This is a genomic window from Aminobacter aganoensis, from assembly GCF_014206975.1.
GTDB lineage: Bacteria > Pseudomonadota > Alphaproteobacteria > Rhizobiales > Rhizobiaceae > Aminobacter > Aminobacter aganoensis.
On record NZ_JACHOU010000003.1, the window covers coordinates 104,926 to 124,335 of the forward strand.

24 protein-coding genes are annotated in these 19,410 nt (G+C 64.1%); 10 read left to right on the top strand and 14 right to left on the bottom strand.

Translation table 11 applies throughout. The features are described from left to right. Positions 1-22: 22 nt before the first annotated feature. The 3 genes from GGR00_RS08095 to sppA are packed head-to-tail and all read right to left on the bottom strand — an operon-like array spanning position 23 to position 1,698. Positions 23-355 carry a lipopolysaccharide assembly protein LapA domain-containing protein gene (locus GGR00_RS08095; RefSeq protein WP_055981343.1) on the bottom strand — a complete coding sequence of 111 codons (333 nt, stop codon included), beginning with the start codon at positions 353-355 and terminating at the stop codon, positions 23-25. A gap of 41 nt (positions 356-396) precedes the next feature. Then, positions 397-681, bottom strand: coding sequence for an integration host factor subunit beta (locus GGR00_RS08100; RefSeq protein WP_055981346.1), 285 nt, complete (start codon positions 679-681; stop codon positions 397-399). 42 nt (positions 682-723) lie between these two features. After that, positions 724-1,698 carry a signal peptide peptidase SppA gene (gene sppA, locus GGR00_RS08105; RefSeq protein ID WP_184699112.1) on the bottom strand — a complete coding sequence of 325 codons (975 nt, stop codon included), beginning with the start codon at positions 1,696-1,698 and terminating at the stop codon, positions 724-726. A 265-nt stretch (positions 1,699-1,963) separates the two neighbouring features. Between sppA and lptC the strand changes: the two genes are divergently transcribed. The 6 genes from lptC to ptsN all read left to right on the top strand — a co-directional run bounded on the left by lptC (position 1,964) and on the right by ptsN (position 7,181). After that, positions 1,964-2,683, top strand: a complete 720-nt coding sequence (lptC, locus tag GGR00_RS08110) for an LPS export ABC transporter periplasmic protein LptC (RefSeq protein ID WP_055981352.1) — start codon at positions 1,964-1,966, stop codon at positions 2,681-2,683. Continuing rightward, entirely contained in the window at positions 2,652-3,233 is a 582-nt protein-coding gene (locus GGR00_RS08115) for an LptA/OstA family protein (RefSeq protein ID WP_184699113.1), read from the top strand. The genes lptC and GGR00_RS08115 overlap by 32 nt, the downstream gene beginning before the upstream one ends. Beyond that, a complete protein-coding gene (gene lptB, locus GGR00_RS08120; RefSeq protein ID WP_055981359.1) occupies positions 3,233-4,054 on the top strand; it encodes an LPS export ABC transporter ATP-binding protein in 822 nt (273 codons plus the stop codon). The genes GGR00_RS08115 and lptB overlap by 1 nt, the downstream gene beginning before the upstream one ends. Before the next feature lie 196 nt (positions 4,055-4,250). After that, the gene (gene rpoN, locus GGR00_RS08125; RefSeq protein WP_184699114.1) at positions 4,251-5,786 is read left to right on the top strand and encodes an RNA polymerase factor sigma-54; all 1,536 of its coding nucleotides are present in this window, start codon (positions 4,251-4,253) and stop codon (positions 5,784-5,786) included. A 280-nt stretch (positions 5,787-6,066) separates the two neighbouring features. Continuing rightward, complete coding sequence (hpf, locus tag GGR00_RS08130; RefSeq protein WP_055981365.1) at positions 6,067-6,651, top strand: ribosome hibernation-promoting factor, HPF/YfiA family; 585 nt, start codon at positions 6,067-6,069, stop codon at positions 6,649-6,651. A 65-nt stretch (positions 6,652-6,716) separates the two neighbouring features. Next, complete coding sequence (ptsN, locus tag GGR00_RS08135; RefSeq protein ID WP_055981369.1) at positions 6,717-7,181, top strand: PTS IIA-like nitrogen regulatory protein PtsN; 465 nt, start codon at positions 6,717-6,719, stop codon at positions 7,179-7,181. 98 nt (positions 7,182-7,279) lie between these two features. Here ptsN and GGR00_RS08140 read toward each other — a convergent pair whose 3' ends face one another. Both GGR00_RS08140 and GGR00_RS08145 read right to left on the bottom strand, forming a co-directional pair. Continuing rightward, entirely contained in the window at positions 7,280-7,537 is a 258-nt protein-coding gene (locus GGR00_RS08140) for a BQ00720 family protein (protein ID WP_055981371.1), read from the bottom strand. A gap of 61 nt (positions 7,538-7,598) precedes the next feature. Then, a complete protein-coding gene (locus GGR00_RS08145; RefSeq protein ID WP_184699115.1) occupies positions 7,599-8,024 on the bottom strand; it encodes an Hsp20 family protein in 426 nt (141 codons plus the stop codon). 130 nt (positions 8,025-8,154) lie between these two features. Between GGR00_RS08145 and GGR00_RS08150 the strand changes: the two genes are divergently transcribed. Beyond that, the gene (locus GGR00_RS08150) at positions 8,155-9,096 is read left to right on the top strand and encodes a nucleoside hydrolase (RefSeq protein WP_184699116.1); all 942 of its coding nucleotides are present in this window, start codon (positions 8,155-8,157) and stop codon (positions 9,094-9,096) included. 83 nt (positions 9,097-9,179) lie between these two features. Here the strand turns inward: GGR00_RS08150 and GGR00_RS08155 are convergent, their stop codons facing one another. The 4 genes from GGR00_RS08155 to GGR00_RS08170 form a co-directional block, all read right to left on the bottom strand. After that, positions 9,180-9,794, bottom strand: a complete 615-nt coding sequence (locus GGR00_RS08155; RefSeq protein WP_184699117.1) for a LysE family translocator — start codon at positions 9,792-9,794, stop codon at positions 9,180-9,182. A 67-nt stretch (positions 9,795-9,861) separates the two neighbouring features. Next, on the bottom strand, positions 9,862-10,761 hold the full coding sequence (locus GGR00_RS08160) for a PfkB family carbohydrate kinase (protein WP_184699118.1): 900 nt from the start codon (positions 10,759-10,761) through the stop codon (positions 9,862-9,864). Positions 10,762-10,858: 97 nt separating this feature from the next. Beyond that, entirely contained in the window at positions 10,859-11,752 is an 894-nt protein-coding gene (locus GGR00_RS08165) for a methylated-DNA--[protein]-cysteine S-methyltransferase (RefSeq protein ID WP_184699119.1), read from the bottom strand. A 62-nt stretch (positions 11,753-11,814) separates the two neighbouring features. Beyond that, positions 11,815-12,309 (bottom strand): DUF2244 domain-containing protein, encoded by a 495-nt coding sequence (locus tag GGR00_RS08170; RefSeq protein WP_184699120.1) that lies wholly within the window; start codon positions 12,307-12,309, stop codon positions 11,815-11,817. A gap of 22 nt (positions 12,310-12,331) precedes the next feature. Here GGR00_RS08170 and nth point away from each other — a divergent pair, with 22 nt between their 5' ends. After that, positions 12,332-13,141 carry an endonuclease III gene (gene nth, locus GGR00_RS08175; protein ID WP_184699121.1) on the top strand — a complete coding sequence of 270 codons (810 nt, stop codon included), beginning with the start codon at positions 12,332-12,334 and terminating at the stop codon, positions 13,139-13,141. On the opposite strand, the gene GGR00_RS08180 is transcribed toward nth, so the two are convergent. Beyond that, on the bottom strand, positions 13,135-13,575 hold the full coding sequence (locus GGR00_RS08180; protein WP_184699123.1) for a DUF2214 family protein: 441 nt from the start codon (positions 13,573-13,575) through the stop codon (positions 13,135-13,137). The genes nth and GGR00_RS08180 overlap by 7 nt on opposite strands. Before the next feature lie 59 nt (positions 13,576-13,634). Here GGR00_RS08180 and GGR00_RS08185 point away from each other — a divergent pair, with 59 nt between their 5' ends. Together GGR00_RS08185 and GGR00_RS08190 are read left to right on the top strand one after the other, a co-directional pair. Further along, positions 13,635-13,925, top strand: coding sequence for a YdeI/OmpD-associated family protein (locus GGR00_RS08185; RefSeq protein ID WP_246441318.1), 291 nt, complete (start codon positions 13,635-13,637; stop codon positions 13,923-13,925). Between the two features lie 87 nt (positions 13,926-14,012). Then, a complete protein-coding gene (locus tag GGR00_RS08190; protein ID WP_184699125.1) occupies positions 14,013-14,546 on the top strand; it encodes a GNAT family N-acetyltransferase in 534 nt (177 codons plus the stop codon). Between the two features lie 13 nt (positions 14,547-14,559). Here the strand turns inward: GGR00_RS08190 and GGR00_RS08195 are convergent, their stop codons facing one another. From GGR00_RS08195 to GGR00_RS08210, 4 genes are all read right to left on the bottom strand, one after another. Then, a complete protein-coding gene (locus GGR00_RS08195; RefSeq protein WP_377863436.1) occupies positions 14,560-15,156 on the bottom strand; it encodes a transglutaminase-like cysteine peptidase in 597 nt (198 codons plus the stop codon). Positions 15,157-15,298: 142 nt separating this feature from the next. Next, positions 15,299-15,931 (bottom strand): ribbon-helix-helix domain-containing protein, encoded by a 633-nt coding sequence (locus GGR00_RS08200; protein WP_055981402.1) that lies wholly within the window; start codon positions 15,929-15,931, stop codon positions 15,299-15,301. After that, positions 15,921-17,210 carry an HlyD family type I secretion periplasmic adaptor subunit gene (locus GGR00_RS08205; protein ID WP_055981405.1) on the bottom strand — a complete coding sequence of 430 codons (1,290 nt, stop codon included), beginning with the start codon at positions 17,208-17,210 and terminating at the stop codon, positions 15,921-15,923. Before GGR00_RS08205 ends, GGR00_RS08200 begins: the two co-directional genes overlap by 11 nt. A gap of 56 nt (positions 17,211-17,266) precedes the next feature. Continuing rightward, entirely contained in the window at positions 17,267-19,402 is a 2,136-nt protein-coding gene (locus GGR00_RS08210; RefSeq protein ID WP_184699127.1) for a type I secretion system permease/ATPase, read from the bottom strand. Positions 19,403-19,410 lie beyond the last annotated feature (8 nt).

A 19,410-nucleotide genomic window follows, 5' to 3' on the forward strand; every position in this document is an offset into this window, starting at 1 on the left:
TGGCGCCGGGCGCCGGAGCGGATCAGTTGGGGCGCGGCAGTGCTGGGCCTTGCGGCGCAACTGGCGGGCGCTGTGCTGCCGCCTGGCGCAGGCTTTCGGCTTCGAGCCCGCGCTGGCGCGCCACCTTGCGGTAGCGGCCCTGCTTGAACCAGGTCACCGCCCCACCGAGGATCACGCCGAGCGCCAGCGCCAGAAACAGCAGCACGAACAGCGGCACCTGCACGGTCAGCGCGGGGTTGCCCGGGTTGAACGGATCGAGCGTGAAGGCGGTCGCGGCGCGGTTGGCCACGGCGAGTGCGATGAGCACGATCGCCACCGGCACGAACACGATGATGAGCATGAAGCGATTGAACATAAGTCTTCCCGTTTGAGCCCCCGGGTTGGCTGCTCGCCGGCCTATTTCGCCGAGTTCAGGCGCTCGCGCAGTTCCTTGCCGGTCTTGAAGAACGGCACCCACTTTTCCTCGACCTCGACGGATTCGCCGGTGCGCGGGTTGCGGCCGGTGCGGGCGGGGCGGTTCTTGACCGAGAAAGCGCCGAAGCCGCGCAATTCGACACGGTTGCCGTCGGCCAGCGCATCGGTGATTTCGTCGAAGATGGCGCTGACGATGTTCTCGACGTCCCGCAGGAAAAGATGCGGATTGCGAGTCGCAATGATTTGCACCAGTTCAGACTTGATCATGTGCGCGGTCCCCGTCGAGATTATGATGATTTTGTTTGTTTTTCAGTCGCCTGACACGGCTTTTTCAGCCTGCCAGAGCGACAGCATACCGTCAAGGAACAAGCGTTCCGCGCCGATTTCCCTGATCAGTTCCGAGGAGAAGTCGCCGACACCGAGCGTGCGGCCAAGTGCCTGGGCGAGCGCCTTCGGCAGGAACATGCTGCCGCTGCCGGCCGGCTTCCACTCGACCACCGACAGCTTGGCGTCGACACCCTTGGTGCCGAGCCATGCGATGGCCTGGTCTTCGCCGCCGACTTCGTCGATCAGCTTCTTGGCAAGCGCCTGACGCCCGGTGAACACCGAGCCGTCGGCGAGTGCGGTGGCTTCCGCCTTCGACATCGACCGGCGCTCGGCGACGATGCCGACGAACCAGTCGTAGCTGTCGAGGATCATGTTGCGCATCATCGCGCGCTCTTCGTCGGTCGTCGGGTTGAAGGGCGAGGGTTCGGCCTTCAGCGGCGACGACTTCACTTCTTCCAGCTTGATGCCGAGCTTGTCCATCAGGCCGGTCAGGTCGGGAAACTGCACCAGCACGCCGATCGAGCCGACGATCGACGACTTGCGCGCCACGATGTGGTCGGTGGCCGAGGCGATCATGTAGCCGGCCGATGCCGCCAGCGTGCCGACCTGGGCGACGACGGGCTTTTCGGCGGCCAGCTTGCGCACGGCATCGAAGATCGCCTCGCCCCCGGCGGTGGTGCCGCCGGGCGAATCGATCGACAGGATCACGCCCTTGACCGAGGCGGACTTGCGCACCTGGTCGATCCGGTCGAGCAGGTCCTCGTCCTCGGTGATGGTGCCTTCGATCTTGATCTTGGCGATGTGAGCGCTGGCGACACCGGGAATTCGCTCGCCGGCAAGCCATGTCGACAGGCCGATGATGGCCGCTGCGGCGATGACGAAGGCCGCGATACGCCAGAAAGTGAGCTTGCGCCGCAACCGGCGTCGGTCGATCAGATCGTCGGCTTTCATGGACATTGCGGGCCTCGCATGCTGTGCAAGCCTGCGCTTTTATCGCAACGGTTTGGCGAGAGCCACCGCTTTCCTGACGCAGCTGCCGTTGCGGGACCTTGGATTTGTAAGGTAAATAGCCATATTCGGGTTTGCATTACGGCAGCCGGCGCGCGGCTTTTGCGCGTTCGGCCGCAACTCTTTGACCTTATGGTCATATTTTTGTGGCTTTCATCCGTTTCACCGTGCCGGCCTGAGTGCGGCCTGGATAGTTCGAAGAAGGACATTTGCGTTGGCGCGACCAATCGAGACGAGCGGCGGCGGAAGCGGCGTTGCGGTGGACACCGCGATCGCGCTTGCGACGTCGCGCGCCGATGCCTTCGACCTTGCGGCGCGGCATTCGCGCCGGGTCCGTTTCCTCAAGCGCGCCTTGCCGGCCGCCGCGGTGGCGCTTACCGCCCTGTTCGGCGGCTATTCCTATCTTGCCGCACCGCCTTCCCTCCAGGTCAAGGCCGAAGGGGCTGCCTTCTCGGAAGGCAAGCTGGTTATGGCCAAGCCCCAGCTCAGCGGTTTCACCCGGGACAATCTGCCCTATTCGATGACCGCCGACCGAGCGGTGCAGGATCCGTCCAACCAGGGCGTCGTCGAATTGCATGGCATTGACGCCAATCTGCCGATCTCGGCGGAGAACGTCGCCTCGGTCGATGCGGCACGCGGCATCTACGACCGCGAAGGCAATACGCTCAATCTGACCGAACAAGTGACGGTAAAGACCAGCGACGGAATGGTCGCCAAGCTCAAATCGGCGTATCTCGACATGGGCAGCGGTGCGATGAAGACCGAGGAACCCGTCGAAATAAGCCTTGACGGTTCGCGGATCACGTCCGATTCGATGTCGATGCTTGAGAACGGCAAGGTTGTCGTCTTTGAGAAGCGTGTGCGCATGGACATCGATCCGGCGCGAATGAAGGCGGCACAGAATGGCAGCGGAGGCGGGAGTGCGGCAAATTAGGTCTTGGCGGTCATTGGCCGCCCTAGCATGCGCAGGGGCAGCGCTTTGCGTGACGGGTGCTTACGCCCAGGAAAGCCAGAGCAGGCTTTCGGGCCTCAAGCTGTCTGGTGACCAGCCGATCCAGATCGAGAGCGACAAGCTCGAGGTCCGCGAATCGGAGAACCTGGCGATCTTCACCGGCAATGTCAGCGTCACCCAGGGCCCGACCGTCATGAAGTCGGGCAAGATGACCGTCTATTACGCCAAGGACGGCGGCTCGGCGGCGACCGGCTCGGCCAACATCGACCGGCTCGAGGTCGACAACAAGGTCTATGTGAAATCCGACAAGCAGGTTGCCACCGGCGATCGCGGTACGTTCGACATGAAGACCGAGGTGCTGGTGATGTCCGGCAAGGAAGTCGTCCTGTCCGAGGGCGACAATGTCCTGGTCGGCTGCAAGCTGACCGTGCAGATGAAGACCGGCCTTGCCCAGGTCGATGGCTGCGACAAGGGCGCCAAGGGCAATGGCCGCGTCATGATGTCGATTACGCCGGGTTCGCAGAAAAAATAATGACGGAAGCATCCCCGCTGTTGTCGCGTCTGAAGCCTGGCTCGGCGCAAAAGCTTGCCGCGCCCGCGACAATGGGCACTGCCAAGAACAGCAAGTTCCAGGGCACGCTGATCGCCAAGGGCCTGACCAAGAGCTACAAGGGCAGGCAGGTGGTCAGCGGCGTGACGCTCGGGGTGCGCGCCGGCGAGGCCGTCGGCCTGCTCGGCCCCAACGGCGCTGGCAAGACGACCTGCTTCTACATGGTCACCGGCCTGGTGCCTGTCGACCAGGGCACCATCGAGATCGACGGTTTCGACGTCACGGCGATGCCGATGTATCGACGCGCGCGCCTCGGCATCGGCTACCTGCCGCAGGAAGCTTCGATCTTCCGCGGCCTGTCGGTCGAAAACAACATCCGCGCCATCCTCGAAGTGGTCGAGAAGAGCCGCAAGGAGCGCGAGAAGTCGCTCGATGCGCTGCTCGACGAGTTCCATATCAGCCATCTTAGGAAGTCGCCGGCGATTGCCCTTTCGGGTGGCGAGCGGCGGCGTCTCGAAATTGCCCGCGCCCTGGCCAGCCGGCCCAACTACATGCTGCTCGACGAACCCTTTGCCGGTATCGACCCCATCGCCGTCGCCGATATCCAGCAACTGGTCCGCCACCTGACCAAGCGCGGCATCGGCGTCCTGATCACCGACCACAACGTCCGCGAGACGCTGGGTCTGATCGACCGCGCCTACATCATCCATGCCGGCGAGGTGCTGACCCATGGCCGCGCCGATGAAGTGGTCGCCAATCCCGACGTCCGCCGCCTCTATCTCGGCGAGGGCTTCACCCTCTGATCCGGCTCCGCCGCCGCCTGCGCGCGAAGTGGGCGGCGGTTTGTGGCCATAGCGTGTGGGTGCGGCACGTCGGCGGCGTCCTGCACGGCAAATAAGCCCCAATCGGCTTGACATGCAAAAGCTGGGCCAGTTCTATCCCACATGGTAGGCGTGCCGGTTTTCGGCCGTCCTCGCTCGGGATCGGTGACTCTGAACAATGGCGCTGTCGGCAAAACTCCAGCTACGGCAGTCGCAGTCCCTGGTGATGACGCCACAGCTGATGCAGTCGATCCGGCTGCTGCAGTTCACCCACGCCGAACTGGAGCGCTTCATCGACGACGAGATCGAGCGCAATCCGCTGCTGGAGCGCGCGGAAGCGCCCGAAGACCCCTCAGGCGACCAGTTTCCGAAGATCGAGGCGCCGGGCGAGGCCAATGCTGCGCCGAGCGACGACTGGTTCGAAGGCGAGGCCGGCTGGAGCTCCGAGGCCATCTCGGAAAAGCTCGACACCTCGCTCGAGAACCTGTTTCCCGACGATCCCGGCGCTGTCGAGCGGATGGGCCCCGATCTTGCCATGCAGTGGAAGTCGGCTTCCGCCGGTTCCGGCCCCGGCGGCTCGTCCGAAGGCTTCGACATGGAGGATATGGCCGCAGCAGCCGTCACCCTGCGCGATCATGTCGGCGAGCAGATTTCATTCGCCTTTGTCGATCCGGCGGAGCGGCTGGTTGCTTCGGAACTGACCGACTGGCTCGACGAAGCCGGCTATTTCCGTGGCGAAGCCGCCGAGATCGCCGCGCGGTTCGGCGTCGACGAGCCTTTTGTCCTCAAGGTGCTGGCCGGTTGCCAGGATTTCGATCCGGCCGGCCTGTTTGCGCGCGATCTGGCCGAATGCCTGCGCATCCAACTCGCGCGCCGCGACCGCCTCGATCCGGCGATGGCGGCACTGGTCGACAATCTCGAACTGCTGGCCAAGCGCGATTTCCAGACCCTCAAGCGCCTCTGCGGCGTCGACGAGGAGGATTTGCTTGCCATGTTGGCCGAGATCCGTGCCCTCGACCCCAGGCCCGGCGGGGGCTTTGCCGGCGGTTCTGCCGACACCATCGTGCCCGACGTCGAGGTACGCCAGGCTGCCGATGGCAGCTGGGCCGTCGAGCTCAACCCCGAGACGTTGCCGCGCGTGCTGGTCGACCAGGTCTATTTCGCCGAGGTCACGGGCCGCACCAAGGACCAGGGCGAGCGCAACTTCCTCACCGAGTGCCTGCAGAACGCCAACTGGCTGACGCGCAGCCTCGACCAGCGCGCCAAGACCATCCTCAAGGTCGCAGCCGAGATCGTCCGCCAGCAGGATGCCTTCCTGGTCCATGGCGTGCGCCATCTCCGGCCTCTCAACCTGCGCACCATCGCCGATGCCATCGGCATGCATGAATCCACCGTCAGCCGCGTCACCGCCAACAAATACATGCTGACGCCGCGCGGCGTGTTCGAGCTGCGCTACTTCTTCACCGCCTCGATCGCGTCTGCCGAAGGCGGCGATGCCCATTCCTCGGAGGCCGTCAGGGACCGGATCAGGCAGATGATCGAGGAGGAGCAGGCTTCCGACGTGCTGTCCGACGATGCCATTGTGGATATCCTCAAGAAAAGCGGCGTCGACATCGCCCGCCGCACCGTCGCCAAATACCGCGAGGGCATGAACATTGCCTCGTCGGTCCAGCGCCGGCGCGAAAAGCGGGCGATCGCAGGCACCGCCAGCTAGCCGAAAAGTGATGTTTTTGGCCCGATCCGGGCCCTTGATTGACAATCCCTAATGAAGTGTCTAGAAGCCCGCCCGCATGAAGAGGGCTGAGCCCGCCAAGGAAAGATGCGGCACAGGATGGCTTGCGACACGAGCCAGCGACTGCCAGGTGGTGGCCCAAGATCAGCCGACAGGTTCGGACTTAAAATCGGTGTGGCAAGCGAGGCAAAGCTTGTTTGCATCGGCCACGGGTATAAACTCGGACCAGTTTGAAGTCTGAACAGAAAAGGTCAGTTTTCAGATGAGCCTGCGTATATCAGGAAAGCACATGGATGTTGGCGATGCGTTTCGTGCGCGCATCGAAGGACGTATCGGCGAAGCGATCGGTAAATATTTTGATCGTGGATTCTCCGGACACGTCAACGTCGTGAAGGCTGGCTCGCGCTACACCGCCGATTGCGTGGTGCGGCTCGATTCGGGCATGTCGTTGCAAGCGACCGGAGACGCCCAGGAACCGACTGCCGCGTTCGACGCGGCGGCCGACAAGCTCGAAACCCGCTTGAGGCGCTACAAGCGCCGGCTCAAGTCGCACAATCTGGGTGCAGGCAACGGCGAGTTGACCGATGTTGCCTACTCGGTGGTCGCAGCCCTCGTCGACGACGACGAGGATGTGCCCGAGGATTTCGCCCCCGCCATCGTCGCCGAATCGACGATGGTCCTGAAGACAATGTCGGTGGCTTCCGCGGTCATCGAGCTCGACACCAAGGACAGCCCGGTTGTGGTTTTCCGCAATGCCGGCAACGAGCATCTCAACATCGTCTACCGCCGGTCTGATGGAAACATCGGCTGGATAGATCCCTCGACCGCAAAGGTCGCCCAGGGATAGTCGCCGCCGACCGCATGTGGGGTTTTGGGGTAATGCGGCGGTGAGCACAGCAAGGGAATTTCAGCATGGATCTGAGTGATCTGATCGAGGTACCGGCAATCCTGCCGGCCTTGAAGGCGAACTCGAAGAAGCAGCTTTTGCAACTTCTCGCCGAAAGGGCCGCAGCGATTTCCGGCATCCCCGAGCGGGAGGTGTTCGACACCATCCTACAGCGCGAGCGTCTTGGCTCGACGGGTGTCGGCAATGGCATCGCCATCCCGCATGGAAAGCTCGCAGGGGTAAAGCGCATCACCGGCGTCTTTGCGCGCCTGGAAACGCCTGTCGACTTCGAGGCGTTGGACGACCAGCCGGTCGACCTCGTTTTCCTGCTCCTGGCCCCTGAAGGCGCCGGTGCCGACCATCTCAAGGCATTGTCGCGGATCGCGCGCGTGCTGCGCGATGCCGACACGGTTGCCAAGATTCGCGGCACGCGCGATGCGTCTGCCATCCACGCGCTTCTGTCGGAAACGCCTGCGTCGCACGCTGCCTGATTTCGATTGTTGGAAAAAGCTTGGTAAGGGCCGCTTCGTGCGGCCCTTTTCCGTTTCGCCCGTCACCTCGGCCTGTGCAGCCGATGCCCTTTGCAGGGTCAGTGGATGGCGACGGTCGTCAGATCGTTTTCCATGGCGCCGGCAAGGGCGCGGTCACGGGCATCCGACAGCAGGATCGGCTCGCCATTGGCGGCAAACAGCGCCCACAGTTCGAGGCCGGGATCGATCTGCGTCAGGCCGGGGAAGCGGCCGAGCAGGTCGTCGCTGGACACCTTCCGGAGATAGGCGACGGAGCCTTCGCCGAGATGAGCGAGTTCACCCGTGGTCATGGTGTTTCTCTGGGCAGTATTGGGCATGGTAGCCTCCTTCTAGCCAGGATGCCGTCACGGCCATCCCGCATGAGAGCCATCGGCAGTGTCAGTCTGCTACCGATATGTTTATTTTCCGTACTAGGCGTTCGGCTTCCGGTCGGTCGAGATCGACCGACAGCAGGCCGTTCTTCAGATCGGCCGCGATCACCCGCATCCCGTCGGCCAGCACGAAGCAGCGTTGGAACTGCCTTGACGCAATGCCGCGATGCAGGAACTCACGCTCCTTGTCGTCACCCTGTCGGCCACGCACGATGAGCTGGTTCTCTTCGACGGTGACTTCGAGATCGTTTTCAGCGAAACCGGCCACCGCCAGCGTGATCCGCAGCCTTTCGCCCCGTTCGTCGGCATCCCTGATGCGTTCGATGTTGTAGGGCGGATAGCTGTCGCCCGACTTGGCAAGGCGCTCCAGCGTCTTTTCCATCGTGTCGAAGCCCAGGAGAAGCGGGCTCGAGAAGGGCGTCATACGGCTCATGTTACAGCTTGTCCTCCGAGAGCGACATAATGCGGAAAAACCCGGATGGCATTTTCCCGACTGTTGTTGATATGGTCCGCCCCGTCGGCAACTTCAAGACTGCAAAAAACCTGCCCAACAAGGAAAGAAAATGCCCGTACCGCGCAAGATCATCATCGACACCGACCCCGGTCAAGACGATGCCGTCGCCATTCTGCTGGCGCTCGGAAGCCCCGAATTCGATATCCTCGGAATTACCGCTGTTGCCGGCAACGTGCCGCTGAAGCTGACTGAAAAGAACGCCCGCAAGATCTGCGAACTCGCCGGCCGCCCCGACATCAAGGTCTATTCCGGCGCCATCCGCCCGCTGATCCGCGAACTCGTCACCGCCGAGGAAGTCCACGGCAAGACCGGCCTCAACGGCCCCGAACTGCCCGAACCCACCATGAAGCTCGAGGAGCAGCACGCCGTCGACTATCTGGTCGAGACGCTGATGCGCGAGGAAGCCGGCACCGTCACGCTGTGCCCGCTGGGCCCGCTGACCAACGTGGCGCTCGCCCTCATCCGCGAACCCAGGATCGCGCCGCGCATTAAGGAAATCGTCCTGATGGGCGGCGGCTTCTTCGAAGGCGGCAATGTCACGCCTTCGGCAGAGTTCAACATCTATGTCGACCCTCACGCGGCCGACGTGGTGTTCCGCTCGGGCGTGCCGATCGTCATGATGCCGCTCGACGTCACCCACAAGGCGCTGACCACCACCAAGCGCATCGACGCCTTCCGCCAGCTTGGCACCAGGGTTGGCCTCGCCACCGCCCAGATGCTGGAGTTCTTCGAGCGCTATGACGAAGGCAAATACGGCACCGACGGCGGTCCGCTGCACGATCCGTGCGTCATTGCTTACCTTATCAAGCCCGAATTGTTCCAGGGTCGCCACTGCAACGTCACCGTCGAAACCGCTTCGGAGCTCACCATGGGTATGACTGTCGTCGACTGGTGGGGCGTCACCAAGCGGCCGAAGAATGCCATCGTCATGCGCGACATCGACCATGACGGGTTCTTCGCCCTGCTGGTCGAGCGTCTCGGCCGTCTGTAGTCACGTTTCCGCTCCGGACATGACGGGCGAAAGCAAAAGGGGCGGCGCGAGCCGCCCCTTTCATGTCCAACGGTGTCTTTGCCTTACTTGGCCCGCGAAAACGCCAGCCACACGCCGCCGCCGACCAGGAACGTGCCCGATATCCGGGTCATCAGCTTGAGGCGCCTGGCTGACAGGAACCTGCCGGCGCGGCCAGCCGCCACTGCATAGGTTGAATCCGACAGCGCGGCGAACACCATGGCGGTGATGCCCATGATGACGATCTGCTGGGCGTAGTTGGCGGTTGGGTCGATGAACTGAGGAATGAACGCGCCGAAGAAGATCAGCGTCTTTGGATTGCTGATGGCGACCAGGAAACCCTGCAGGAAGAAGCCGCCACGCGGGCGCTTCGGCGAACCGTCCGCTTCCAGCCTGCCGCTGGAACGGAACATCTGGATGCCGAGCCAGATCAGGTAGGCCGCGCCCAGCAGCCGCACCCACTCGAACCAGTGTCCCATCGTTTCGATCATCTGGTTGAGCCCGATGCCGACGATGGCGATCATGACGGCCACGCCGAGCTGCGTGCCGGCGACATTGGCAAGCCCGGCGCGGGTGCCGTGCCGGATGCTCGAGGCGATGATCAACGTGACGGTCGGCCCCGGTATCAGCACGATGACGATGCAGGCGACGACATAGGCGGCGTAAAGTTCGAACGACATGTCCGTTCCTCCGGCGGTCGCCTGGCAGTAAGCACGCAGAATTTGCGCGTGTCCAGCGAAGGGAAGCTCAACCCTTGAGCGCGGCATCCACCTCGGCTGCGAGCGGGATCGCGGGCTGGGCGCCCGGCTTGAGGCAGGCGAGCGAACCGGCTGCCGCGGCGCGGCGAAGCGCGTCTTCGAGCCCAAGCCCAGCCGACAGGCCGGCGGCGAGATAGCCGCAGAAGGTGTCGCCGGCGCCGACCGTGTCGACCGGCGTGATCTTCAGCGCGTCGACACGGCTGAGGTCGTCGCCCTTGGCCGCCAGCACGCCGTCGCCGCCGAGCGTGACGATGACGGTCGCACCCGTTCGGCGGGTGAATTCGCCCATCCGGGCGGACCGTTCGCCGGCAGGAAGGTTCAGCGCGTCGGCATAGAGGTCGAATTCGGTTTCGTTGGCGACGACATAGTCGGCCTTGCCGACGAAGCTTGCGGCCTCCGCCCGGAAGGGGGCGGTGTTGAGCATGGTCACCGCGCCGGCCTTGCGCGCCGCATCGAGCGCTGCATCCACCGTGGACAGCGGGATTTCGTGCTGCAGCAGCACGACGTCGCCCTTCTTGAACTGCGCCTTGGCGAGGTCGCCCTGCACTACCGAGCCGTTGGCGCCGGGCACCACGGCGATCATGTTCTCGCCGTCGCCGCCGACCAGGATCAGGGCGATGCCGGTGGCTGCCTGGATTTCGGCGACGCCGCCGAGGTCGACGCCGCCCTCCTTGAGATAGGCTGTGGCCTCGCCGGCGAAGGCGTCCTTGCCGACCGCGCCGACCATCCGCACCTTGGCACCCGCACGCGCCGCCGCGAGCGCCTGGTTGGCACCCTTGCCGCCGGGCGCGGACTTGAACTCGTTGCCGGGAACCGTCTCGCCGGGGCCGGGGAGGCGCCCGACGGTTGCGATGAGGTCGAGGTTGATGGATCCGACAACGGTAATCACGACAGTCTCCTGAAAACTCGGCGGAAACTATCCTGTGTCGCCGGCACTTGCCAGATGGCCGCGTGTCATTTGCCGGGCGAAAAGGCGATGTTCCGCCCTATCGCGCCACCTGGCCGGCCTCCCAGCCGAGAATGGCGCGCTTGCGCGTCAGGCCCCAGTGATAGCCGGTGAGCGCGCCGGATTTGCCGAGCGCGCGGTGACAGGGCACCACGAAGGAAAGCGGGTTGGCGCCGACGGCGGCACCCACGGCGCGGCTGGCTTTCGGCGCGCCGATCTCGGAGGCAATCGACGAGTAGGTGCAGGCCCGGCCCATCGGGATCTTGAGCAGGGCTTCCCAGACGCGGACCTGGAAATCGGTGCCGATCATCACCACCCTGAGCGGCTGGTCCTGGCGCCAGCGCGCCGGGTCGAAGATGCGGGCCGCGTAAGGTGCCGTGGCGCTCATGTCCTCGACATAGCTGGCGTTGGGCCAGCGGCCGGACATGTCGGCAAAGGCTTCCCGCTCTTCGCCGGCATCATTGAAGGACAGGCCGGCAAGGCCACGGTCTGTGACCATGACGAGCGCCACGCCGAAGGGCGAGATGTGGTAGCCGTAGCGGATGGTGAGCCCGGCGCCGCGCGTCTTGTAGTCGCCCGGCGACATCGCCTCGTGGGTGACGAACAGGTCGTGCAGGCGCCCCGGGCCGGACATGCCGAGTTCGAACGATGTTTCGAGCAGCGGCAGGCCCTCGTCCAGCAGCTTGCGTGCATGGTCGAGCGTCACTGCCTGCAGGAAGGCCTTCGGCGACAGGCCGGCCCAGCGGCTGAACAGCTTCTGCAGGCCGGTCGGCGTCTCGCCGACTTCGTCGGCCAATGCGTCGAGCGAAGGCTGGTCGCGATAGTCGAGGCTGATCTTTTCGATCACCCGGCGAACGGTCTCGTATTCGGCGCCGACGGGCGTGATGTCCTGCTGCAGGGTGGCGATGGGGCTCATTCTCGTCTGGGCGTTCATGGCGATGTCTCCTTGAACGCCAATATCGGCTGCCTCACCGGCAATTCCCACCCGATTCCTGCTCACCGCGTCCGTGCCGTGGCCAATGCGCGCGAAAACGCGGTGGCAAAGCTCTCGCGGTCGTCGGGATTGAGGAAACTGCCGATCGGCACGCTCTTTTCGCGCGACTCGACTGCCATGCCGGTGATGCCGATCTCGTCATGGCGGGACACGGCAAACCGTGCCCAGAACGGGTTGAAGTGGAAGCTCTCCGATTTGCCGGACGGCGCGGTCTTCAGGATGTCGAGGCTGGTGCGCGACACGCTCACCTCCTCGCGGGCACGGGCGGCGCGGTAGTTGAGCCGGAAGGCGACGTAGAGCGCGACCACGTCGAGGCCGAAGAAACCGAAGATCGGCCAGGCGCCGTGGCTGAGGAAGAAGACGCCGGTGACGATCCAGCCAAACAGCAACGCCCCCATGAGGATCATGAAGCCGGTGCGGCCGAGCGACCGGTGCGGCAAGAGCAGCGCCTTGAAGAAGGGCTCGTCAGCGGCAAAAGTGGCGTTTGTCTCGCTCATGCCGGTTAATTATAGAGAGGCGATGAAAAACCCCAAGCCCAAAGATAGCAGCAAGACTTCGACAGGTGGTCGCAGCACCGGCGCCGGCAAGAAGAAGCCGTCGGCCCGCCGCCCCCGTTCGCTCTATTCGGTGGATGAAGTCCGCGAGATCTTCCGCCGCTTCTCCGTCCAGCGGCCGGAGCCGAAGGGCGAACTCGAGCACGTCAACGCCTTCACCTTGCTGGTGGCGGTGGTGCTGTCGGCCCAGGCCACCGACGCCGGCGTCAACAAGGCGACGCGGGCGCTCTTCGCCATCGCCGATACGCCGCAAAAGATGCTGGCGCTGGGCGAGGAAACGGTCGGCCAGCACATCCGCACCATCGGCCTGTGGCGCAACAAGGCCAAGAACGTGATTGCGCTTTCGCAGGCCCTGATCCGCGACCATGGCGGCGAGGTGCCCGACGACCGCGACCAGCTCGTCGAGCTGCCGGGCGTCGGCCGCAAGACCGCCAACGTCGTGCTCAACATGGCCTTCGGCCAGCACACCATGGCGGTCGACACCCATATCCTGCGCATCGGCAACCGTATCGGGCTGGCGCCCGGCAAGACGCCCGACCAGGTCGAGGCGATGCTGGTGAAGATCATCCCCGACGAATTCATGCGCCATGCCCATCACTGGCTGATCCTGCACGGGCGCTACGTCTGCAAGGCGCGCAAGCCCGATTGCTGGCGCTGTGTCATCGCCGAGATCTGCAAGTCGCCGGAAAAGAGCACGAGCGAGCCGGCGCCGCTGGTGCCTTTGGACGACATCGACCCGATCGAAGTCGCCGAAGCGGAGGTTGCGGCTCAGTAACCGCGCGCCATCGTTGCGGCAAAGATCGGGATCAGCGCGAAAACGGCGACCTCCGCCGTGATGAAGCGGCGCACATGCGCGATCTCCGCGTCGGGCACGATGTATGCCTCGCCACCTCCAGCCGCGCGCCAGCGGGCAATGCGTATCGTGGGGGCGATGGACAGCAGTCCCACTGCGGTGAATGCCGCCATCTTGGCCCAGAAGGTCGGGTTGTAGATGAAGAATTCCCAACCCTTGAGGCCGAAATAGACCCGCGCCGCACCGATGAGCACCAGCAGTCCGGCCAGGGCGCCATAGGCGGCATCGACCCTGCCGAGCAGGGCGAGGCCACGCCGGCCGAGGCCGGGGCGCACCAGGACGGCTTCCACGGCAATTACGCCGGCGAGGGTGAAGGCGAGCAGGTGGTGGACGATCGTGAGCAAGAGGTCGGTCATAGCTGCCTCGCGAAATCGTTTCCTGGGCGCCACGTTAGCAAAGCCGGGCCGATGTCGATATGACGGCGGTGATTGTCGCCGCATCGGTTGACGATCGGGCACATTGCCCGCAGAATCCGGCGATGGCCCTGACGCGCGACATCAACCCGATGCCGGACTGGATCCGCAGCGAACTCGTTTCGCGCGGGCTGCTTGCAGCCTATGAGGCGCGACCGGACTATCAGCGCAACGACTACCTCGGCTGGATCGGCCGCGCCAGTCGCGAAGAGACGCGCCGCAAGCGGCTCGACCAGATGCTTGACGAACTCGAACGCGGCGGGGTCTATATGCGGATGGCCTGGAACGGCTAGCTGGCGGACATTGTCGGCGCTTTCTGGCCTGCTGCCTCGGCTGTCATCCGTGCTAGACCGGCGTCCTGTTTTCACGGAGCCTCATCGATGACCGTCTTTTCCCTTGCCGACATTCCCGTCATCGAGACCGAACGCACGATCCTGCGCGCGCATCGCATCGATGATTTCGAAGCCTATGCCGCAATGTGGGCGGATCCCGTGGTCACGCGCTTCATTGCCAAGCCGCGCACGCGCGAGGAAAGCTGGCAGCGCTTCCTGCGCCATGCCGGCTCATGGTCGCTGCTCGGCTATGGTTTCTGGGCGATCGAGGACAAGGCGACCGGCCGCTTCATCGGCGAAGGCGGCTTCCACGACCTGAAGCGCGACATCGTGCCTTCGATCGAAGGCACTCCGGAAGCAGGCTGGGGTTTCGCCGCGGACATGCACGGCAAGGGCATTGCCAGCGAGGCGGTGGCGGCCTTTGTGCGCTGGGCCGACAGCCGCTTCGAGGGCCGCACGGTGTGCATCATCGATCCGCTCAATGGTGCCTCGCTGCGGGTCGCCGAAAAGCACGGCTACCGTGAAATCGGCCGCACCACCTATCACGGCGAGCCGACGATCCTGCTCGAACGCCAAGGCTGACGTTCGAAGGGGATCAGCCGCCGACAGCGGTCGACAGGATCGGCTTGGCAGTGCCGATGCGCTCCCAGCGGCTGCCGTTGCCTTGTGCCTGGCGGGCGAAATAGTCGTAGGGCGTGCTCGACCAGTCGCGGACAGAACTTGTCAGGTTGTCGAGGATGAGGTCGCCCTCGCTGGTGCGCACCGTCAGCACGGTATGACCCTGGCCGCGATAGCGTGCGACCGTCAGCAGCAGCGCCGACGCCGGCCAGCCGCGCTTCAGCAATTCGCGCTTCTTCAGGATCGCGAAGTCCTCGCAATCGCCATAGGCGACAGGCACGCGCCAGTCGTCGCCAACGTCGTTGCGTTCCTTGATGCGCGAGTTGACGGCGCGGTTGACCTGCTTGAGTTCCGACTTGAGGTCGGCCTGCAGCGCCACGACCTTGCTTCCGCCCGACGTGCTGCACAGGCCGGGTTCACGGCCGCAGAAGGAGGCGAAGGCGGGCGGCGCGAAGGCTTTGCCCCTGGTTTCCATGATGGTTCCCGCCTGGGCTGCCTGGATTCCGGCAAGCAAAGACGAGAATGCGATCAGCGCAATAAAGCGTTTCACAGCAGATATCCCCGATGTGTGGATTTCAGAATGACGTAAGGTGATTAATGAGGGGTTGCTAAAATAAAACGTGGGGAAAGGCGATAGCGGTTCGGCTGACAAATTGTTGCGGAGGTCGTTACAATTTGAACTATTCCGCCTCTGGATCGACGCTTTTGTCGCCAGCCTACCCGTTGACCACGAAGCAAAGCAGCAGTTCTGGCGTCCTTATCGGGGCACGGACGATGTTGAGCTGGCCACGGTAGCGTCGCTCGGCGGCGCTGATGACGAATCCGCTGGCGATAGGCACGCCGTCATTGGCATCGAGCTTGGCGAAGATGTCCGCGACGTTGAGATCGAGCGACAGCCGGAGATCGCGATGCGCGTCCTCGCCGAACCCGACGGGCAATTGCCTCCTGACCAGATGCTGGAAGGCGGGATTGAACGTCAGGATCTTCTTGGTCGACGACAGCGCGAAAGCAGGCGCCGGGCACGCGCCGAGAATGGCGTTGATCGTGCGCAGCGAGGCGAGCTTGCCGAGTGCCGCACCCTGGTCGGACATCCAGCGCAGGCAGGCCACGCGGATCGCCGAGGCCAGGTTCGCGGTATCGCCATTGGCCTGTGCGATCACCTCCACCATCTCGCCGATGGTCAGGTGGTTGTGTTCTGCGAGTTGCCGCAGCGTGTTCCAGAACAGGCGCTCAAGCCGGATGCCGCGGCGGGTGCCCAGGCGGACGACGACGCGAAAATCGGTGGTCAGATCGTCGGTCGAAAAGACGTGGATACCGTGGCTGTCGGGCTCGGTGGCGCTATCGTTCACGAAGCGCCTCGTCGCGTGCCTTGTTGATGGGCTTGAGCAGGTAGTTCAGGATGGTCTTTCGCCCGGTGATGATTTCCACGGTGCTGATCATGCCGGGAATGATCGAGTAGGACTTGCCGTCCCTTTCCAGTGCCGAGCGGTCGGTCGAGACGCGGACCTGATAGTAGGGTTCGCCGGTGTTCTGGTCGACCAGGCTGTCGGCGGTGATGTTCTGCACCTTGCCGTCGAGGCCGCCGAAGACCGAGAAATCATAGGCCGAAACCTTGATCAGCGCCTTCTGGTCGGGGCGGATGAAGGCGACGTCGCGCGGCGAGACCCGCGCCTCGACCAGCAAGGTCTCGGATGTCGGCACGATGCCGGCGACCACGGCGCCGGGCTGCACGAACGCGCCGAGCGTGTTGACGTCGAGCGTGTTGACGATGCCGTCGACCGGCGAGCGGATGTCGGTGCGGGCAACGCGGTCGCTGGCGCCGCGGATGGTTTCGTCGACGACCGAAAGCTCGGCCAGCGCCTGGGTCAGCTCGTCCAGGGCTTCCTGCTGCAGCTGCAGGCCGAACTCGTCGACCTGGAGCTTGGCTTCCACGATCGCGGCCTCGGTCCGCTTGATCGTCTCGTCGGCGAGGTTGAGCTGGCCGCGCATTTCCGTCTGCTCGCGGTCGACGCGGATCTGCTCGGTCTTGGCCATCAGGTTGCGCTTGACCATGGATGTGACCAGGGCTGCCTCGCGGTCGCTGACCTGCAGGCTTTCCGTCAGCCTGGTCACGTTGACCTTGGCCTCGTTGAGTTCCTTTTCGCGCTGGTCGAGCCGCGATTTCAGCACATTGAGCTTGGTGTCGAAATTCTGCCGGCGCGCCACCAAGAGCTTCTGCTCGTTCTCGCAGATCTCGGGCGCGGTCTGCATCAGGTTTTCAGGGCAGGCCAGCGGTTCGCCGATCCGGCCTTCCTGTTCCTGCTTGAGGCGGGCGATGCGCGCGCCGAGCGTGCGCGCCTTGGCCTGCTGTTCGCCCAGGCTGGAGGTGCTGACGGTGTTGTCGAGCCGGACGATGAGGTCGTTCTTCTTGACCACCTGGCCGACCTTGACGGCGATTTCCTGGACCACGCCGGCCTCGCTCGCCTGCACGATCTGGGTCTTCGATGCCGGGATGACCTTGCCTTCGCCGCGTGCGATCTCGTCGACCTCGGCAAACGAGGCCCAGGCTACGAACGCCACGAACAATGCTGCGATGATCAGCACCGCGGCCGACGCGAAAAATGGCGGTCTGTCTTCTCTGGCTATCATGATGCCCCGTTATATTGAACGTGTTCAATATAATCATCCTGTCAAGCGGACTGCCTTCAGCTATTTGGCTTCTGCAGTGCCTGAATGACTTTTTCCTTGGGACCATCCGCAACTATACGGCCCTGTTCGACGACGATGAGGCGGTCGACGATTTCGAGCATACTGTAGCGGTGGGTCGATATGATCAGCGTGGTCTTGTCGTTGAACGCCGTCTTCAGCTGCCGTATCAGCTGGCGCTCGGACGCCAGGTCCATCGAGCCGGACGGTTCGTCGAGGAACACGATCTTGGGTTTCGTCATCAGCAGCCGGGCGATCGCCACGGCCTGCCTCTGGCCGCCCGACAGGTTGGTGCCGCGCTCCCCGACATTCATGTCGTAGCCGCGCGGATGGCGCGAGACGAACTCGTCGACGCCGGCCAGCTTTGCCGCGTCGATGATCTCTTCGTCGGTGGCCTCTGGCCGCGCCATCAAGAGGTTTTCCTTGATCGTGCCGGAAAACAGGTCGCCGGCCTGGGCGACGATGCCGACGGCGGCGCGTACCTCGGAAGGGTGGTACTGGCGGATGTCGATGCCGTCGAGCAGCAACTCGCCGGTCGTCGGCAGGTAGAGCCGGCCGACGAGCCGCCCGAACGTCGTCTTGCCGGAGCCGATGCGCCCGATGATGCCGACGCGCTCGCCCGGATTGATCGTCAGGTTCACCCCGGTCAGCACTTCGGTCTCGGTACCGGGATAGACGAAGCCGACATTGCGCATCGTCAGCGCGCCGACCCGGATCGGACGGTTGACGAAGCCGACGGTGTCGGGCCGGTCTTCCGGCTGCTGCATGATGGTGTTCAGCACTTTCAGCGACAGCGTTGCCTGGCGGAAGCGCGATAGCGTCATGGCCAGCTGGCCGAGCGGTGCCACAGCGCGGCCCGACAGCATCACCGCCGCGATGATGGCGCCTGTCGAGATGGCGCCGCTGTCGAAGGCGTAGGCGCCAGCCACCACCAGTGCCACGGTCACCATCTGCTGGATGAATTGCGTCATGTTGGCCGCGGCCGCCGACAGCTCCTTGATCTTTTCGGAGGTGTTGGCGGCATTCTTGGAGTGCTCGCGCCACTTGCGCAGCAGGTAGGCTTCGGCGCGCAGCGACTTGATCGTCTCGATCGTCGAGATCGATTCGACCAGCAGCGACTGGCGCTGCGACGCCTCGTTCAGCGATGCCGCGACCCGCTTGCCGATGCGCTGCTGCGCCACCAGCCCGATGACGACGGCCGCGATGAAGGCGATGATCGGAATGACCACCAGCCAGCTTGCCACGGCGTAGATCACCAGCAGGAAGACGAAGACGAAGGCGGTGTCGATGAAGGTGCTGACCGTGTTGGAGGTGAAGAACTCGCGCACGAACTCATACTGCGTCACCCGGTTGGCATACTCGCCGGTCGAGGCGGGGCGCGAGCTGAGCGAGGTGTTCAGCACCTTCTCGAACAGCATGTAGGAGATGCGCAGGTCGGCCTTGCGTCCGGCATGGTCGATGAGCGCGGCGCGCGCCGTCTTCAGCAGCAGGTCGAACAGGATGGCGGTTGCCACGCCGATCGCCAGCACCCACAGCGACGAGATCGACTTGTTGGGCAGGATGCGGTCGTAGACGTTCATCGTGAAGATGGGCGAGGCGATCGCCAGCAGGTTGATGAAGATCGCCGCCAGCGCCACGCGCGAATAGGACCGCCAGAACGCGCCCAGCGTGCCGTACAGCCAGTGCGGCCGCTCGATCTTCGCCGCGGTGCCGACGGTCATGTCCTCGGCGGCATTTGCATAGGTGATGGAGAAGCCGACGCCGCCGGTGATCGGCACGCCCATCAGTTCGGCGCGCGAGATCGAGGTGCGGCCATCCTCCTGCGGTCCCGTCAGGAACTCCGCGCCATCCCTCTGCTCCGCCAGGATGGCTATGGGCAGCCGGTTGGGCCGGAAGACGATGGCCGGCAGGTCGAAGCGGCCGCGCACGAAATCGCGATGCTCGAACTCTTGCGTTTCCAGGCCGATGCGCTCGGCCAGGTGGCGGATTTCCTGAACTTCGATCCTGGTCGCCGAGATAGGCACGCCGGAAAACAGCACGGTTTCGGCGCTGGGGCGGCCGAGATAGGCAGCCACCGCCGAAAAACAGGATTTGAACGCCTCGACCGGAGTCTGGATATGCGTCTGCTGGTTCATGACGGACG

Bases quoted from the DNA above. Each gene is read 5' to 3' on its own strand.
- GGR00_RS08095 (WP_055981343.1), bottom strand. From the start codon at position 355: ATGTTCAATCGCTTCATGCTCATCATCGTGTTCGTGCCGGTGGCGATC.
- GGR00_RS08100 (WP_055981346.1), bottom strand. From the start codon at position 681: ATGATCAAGTCTGAACTGGTGCAAATCATTGCGACTCGCAATCCGCAT.
- sppA (WP_184699112.1), bottom strand. From the start codon at position 1,698: ATGTCCATGAAAGCCGACGATCTGATCGACCGACGCCGGTTGCGGCGC.
- GGR00_RS08115 (WP_184699113.1), top strand. From the start codon at position 2,652: ATGGCAGCGGAGGCGGGAGTGCGGCAAATTAGGTCTTGGCGGTCATTG.
- lptB (WP_055981359.1), top strand. From the start codon at position 3,233: ATGACGGAAGCATCCCCGCTGTTGTCGCGTCTGAAGCCTGGCTCGGCG.
- rpoN (WP_184699114.1), top strand. From the start codon at position 4,251: ATGGCGCTGTCGGCAAAACTCCAGCTACGGCAGTCGCAGTCCCTGGTG.
- hpf (WP_055981365.1), top strand. From the start codon at position 6,067: ATGAGCCTGCGTATATCAGGAAAGCACATGGATGTTGGCGATGCGTTT.
- ptsN (WP_055981369.1), top strand. From the start codon at position 6,717: ATGGATCTGAGTGATCTGATCGAGGTACCGGCAATCCTGCCGGCCTTG.
- GGR00_RS08140 (WP_055981371.1), bottom strand. From the start codon at position 7,537: ATGCCCAATACTGCCCAGAGAAACACCATGACCACGGGTGAACTCGCT.
- GGR00_RS08145 (WP_184699115.1), bottom strand. From the start codon at position 8,024: ATGAGCCGTATGACGCCCTTCTCGAGCCCGCTTCTCCTGGGCTTCGAC.
- GGR00_RS08150 (WP_184699116.1), top strand. From the start codon at position 8,155: ATGCCCGTACCGCGCAAGATCATCATCGACACCGACCCCGGTCAAGAC.
- GGR00_RS08155 (WP_184699117.1), bottom strand. From the start codon at position 9,794: ATGTCGTTCGAACTTTACGCCGCCTATGTCGTCGCCTGCATCGTCATC.
- GGR00_RS08165 (WP_184699119.1), bottom strand. From the start codon at position 11,752: ATGAACGCCCAGACGAGAATGAGCCCCATCGCCACCCTGCAGCAGGAC.
- GGR00_RS08170 (WP_184699120.1), bottom strand. From the start codon at position 12,309: ATGAGCGAGACAAACGCCACTTTTGCCGCTGACGAGCCCTTCTTCAAG.
- nth (WP_184699121.1), top strand. From the start codon at position 12,332: ATGAAAAACCCCAAGCCCAAAGATAGCAGCAAGACTTCGACAGGTGGT.
- GGR00_RS08180 (WP_184699123.1), bottom strand. From the start codon at position 13,575: ATGACCGACCTCTTGCTCACGATCGTCCACCACCTGCTCGCCTTCACC.
- GGR00_RS08185 (WP_246441318.1), top strand. From the start codon at position 13,635: ATGACGGCGGTGATTGTCGCCGCATCGGTTGACGATCGGGCACATTGC.
- GGR00_RS08190 (WP_184699125.1), top strand. From the start codon at position 14,013: ATGACCGTCTTTTCCCTTGCCGACATTCCCGTCATCGAGACCGAACGC.
- GGR00_RS08205 (WP_055981405.1), bottom strand. From the start codon at position 17,210: ATGATAGCCAGAGAAGACAGACCGCCATTTTTCGCGTCGGCCGCGGTG.
- GGR00_RS08210 (WP_184699127.1), bottom strand. From the start codon at position 19,402: ATGAACCAGCAGACGCATATCCAGACTCCGGTCGAGGCGTTCAAATCC.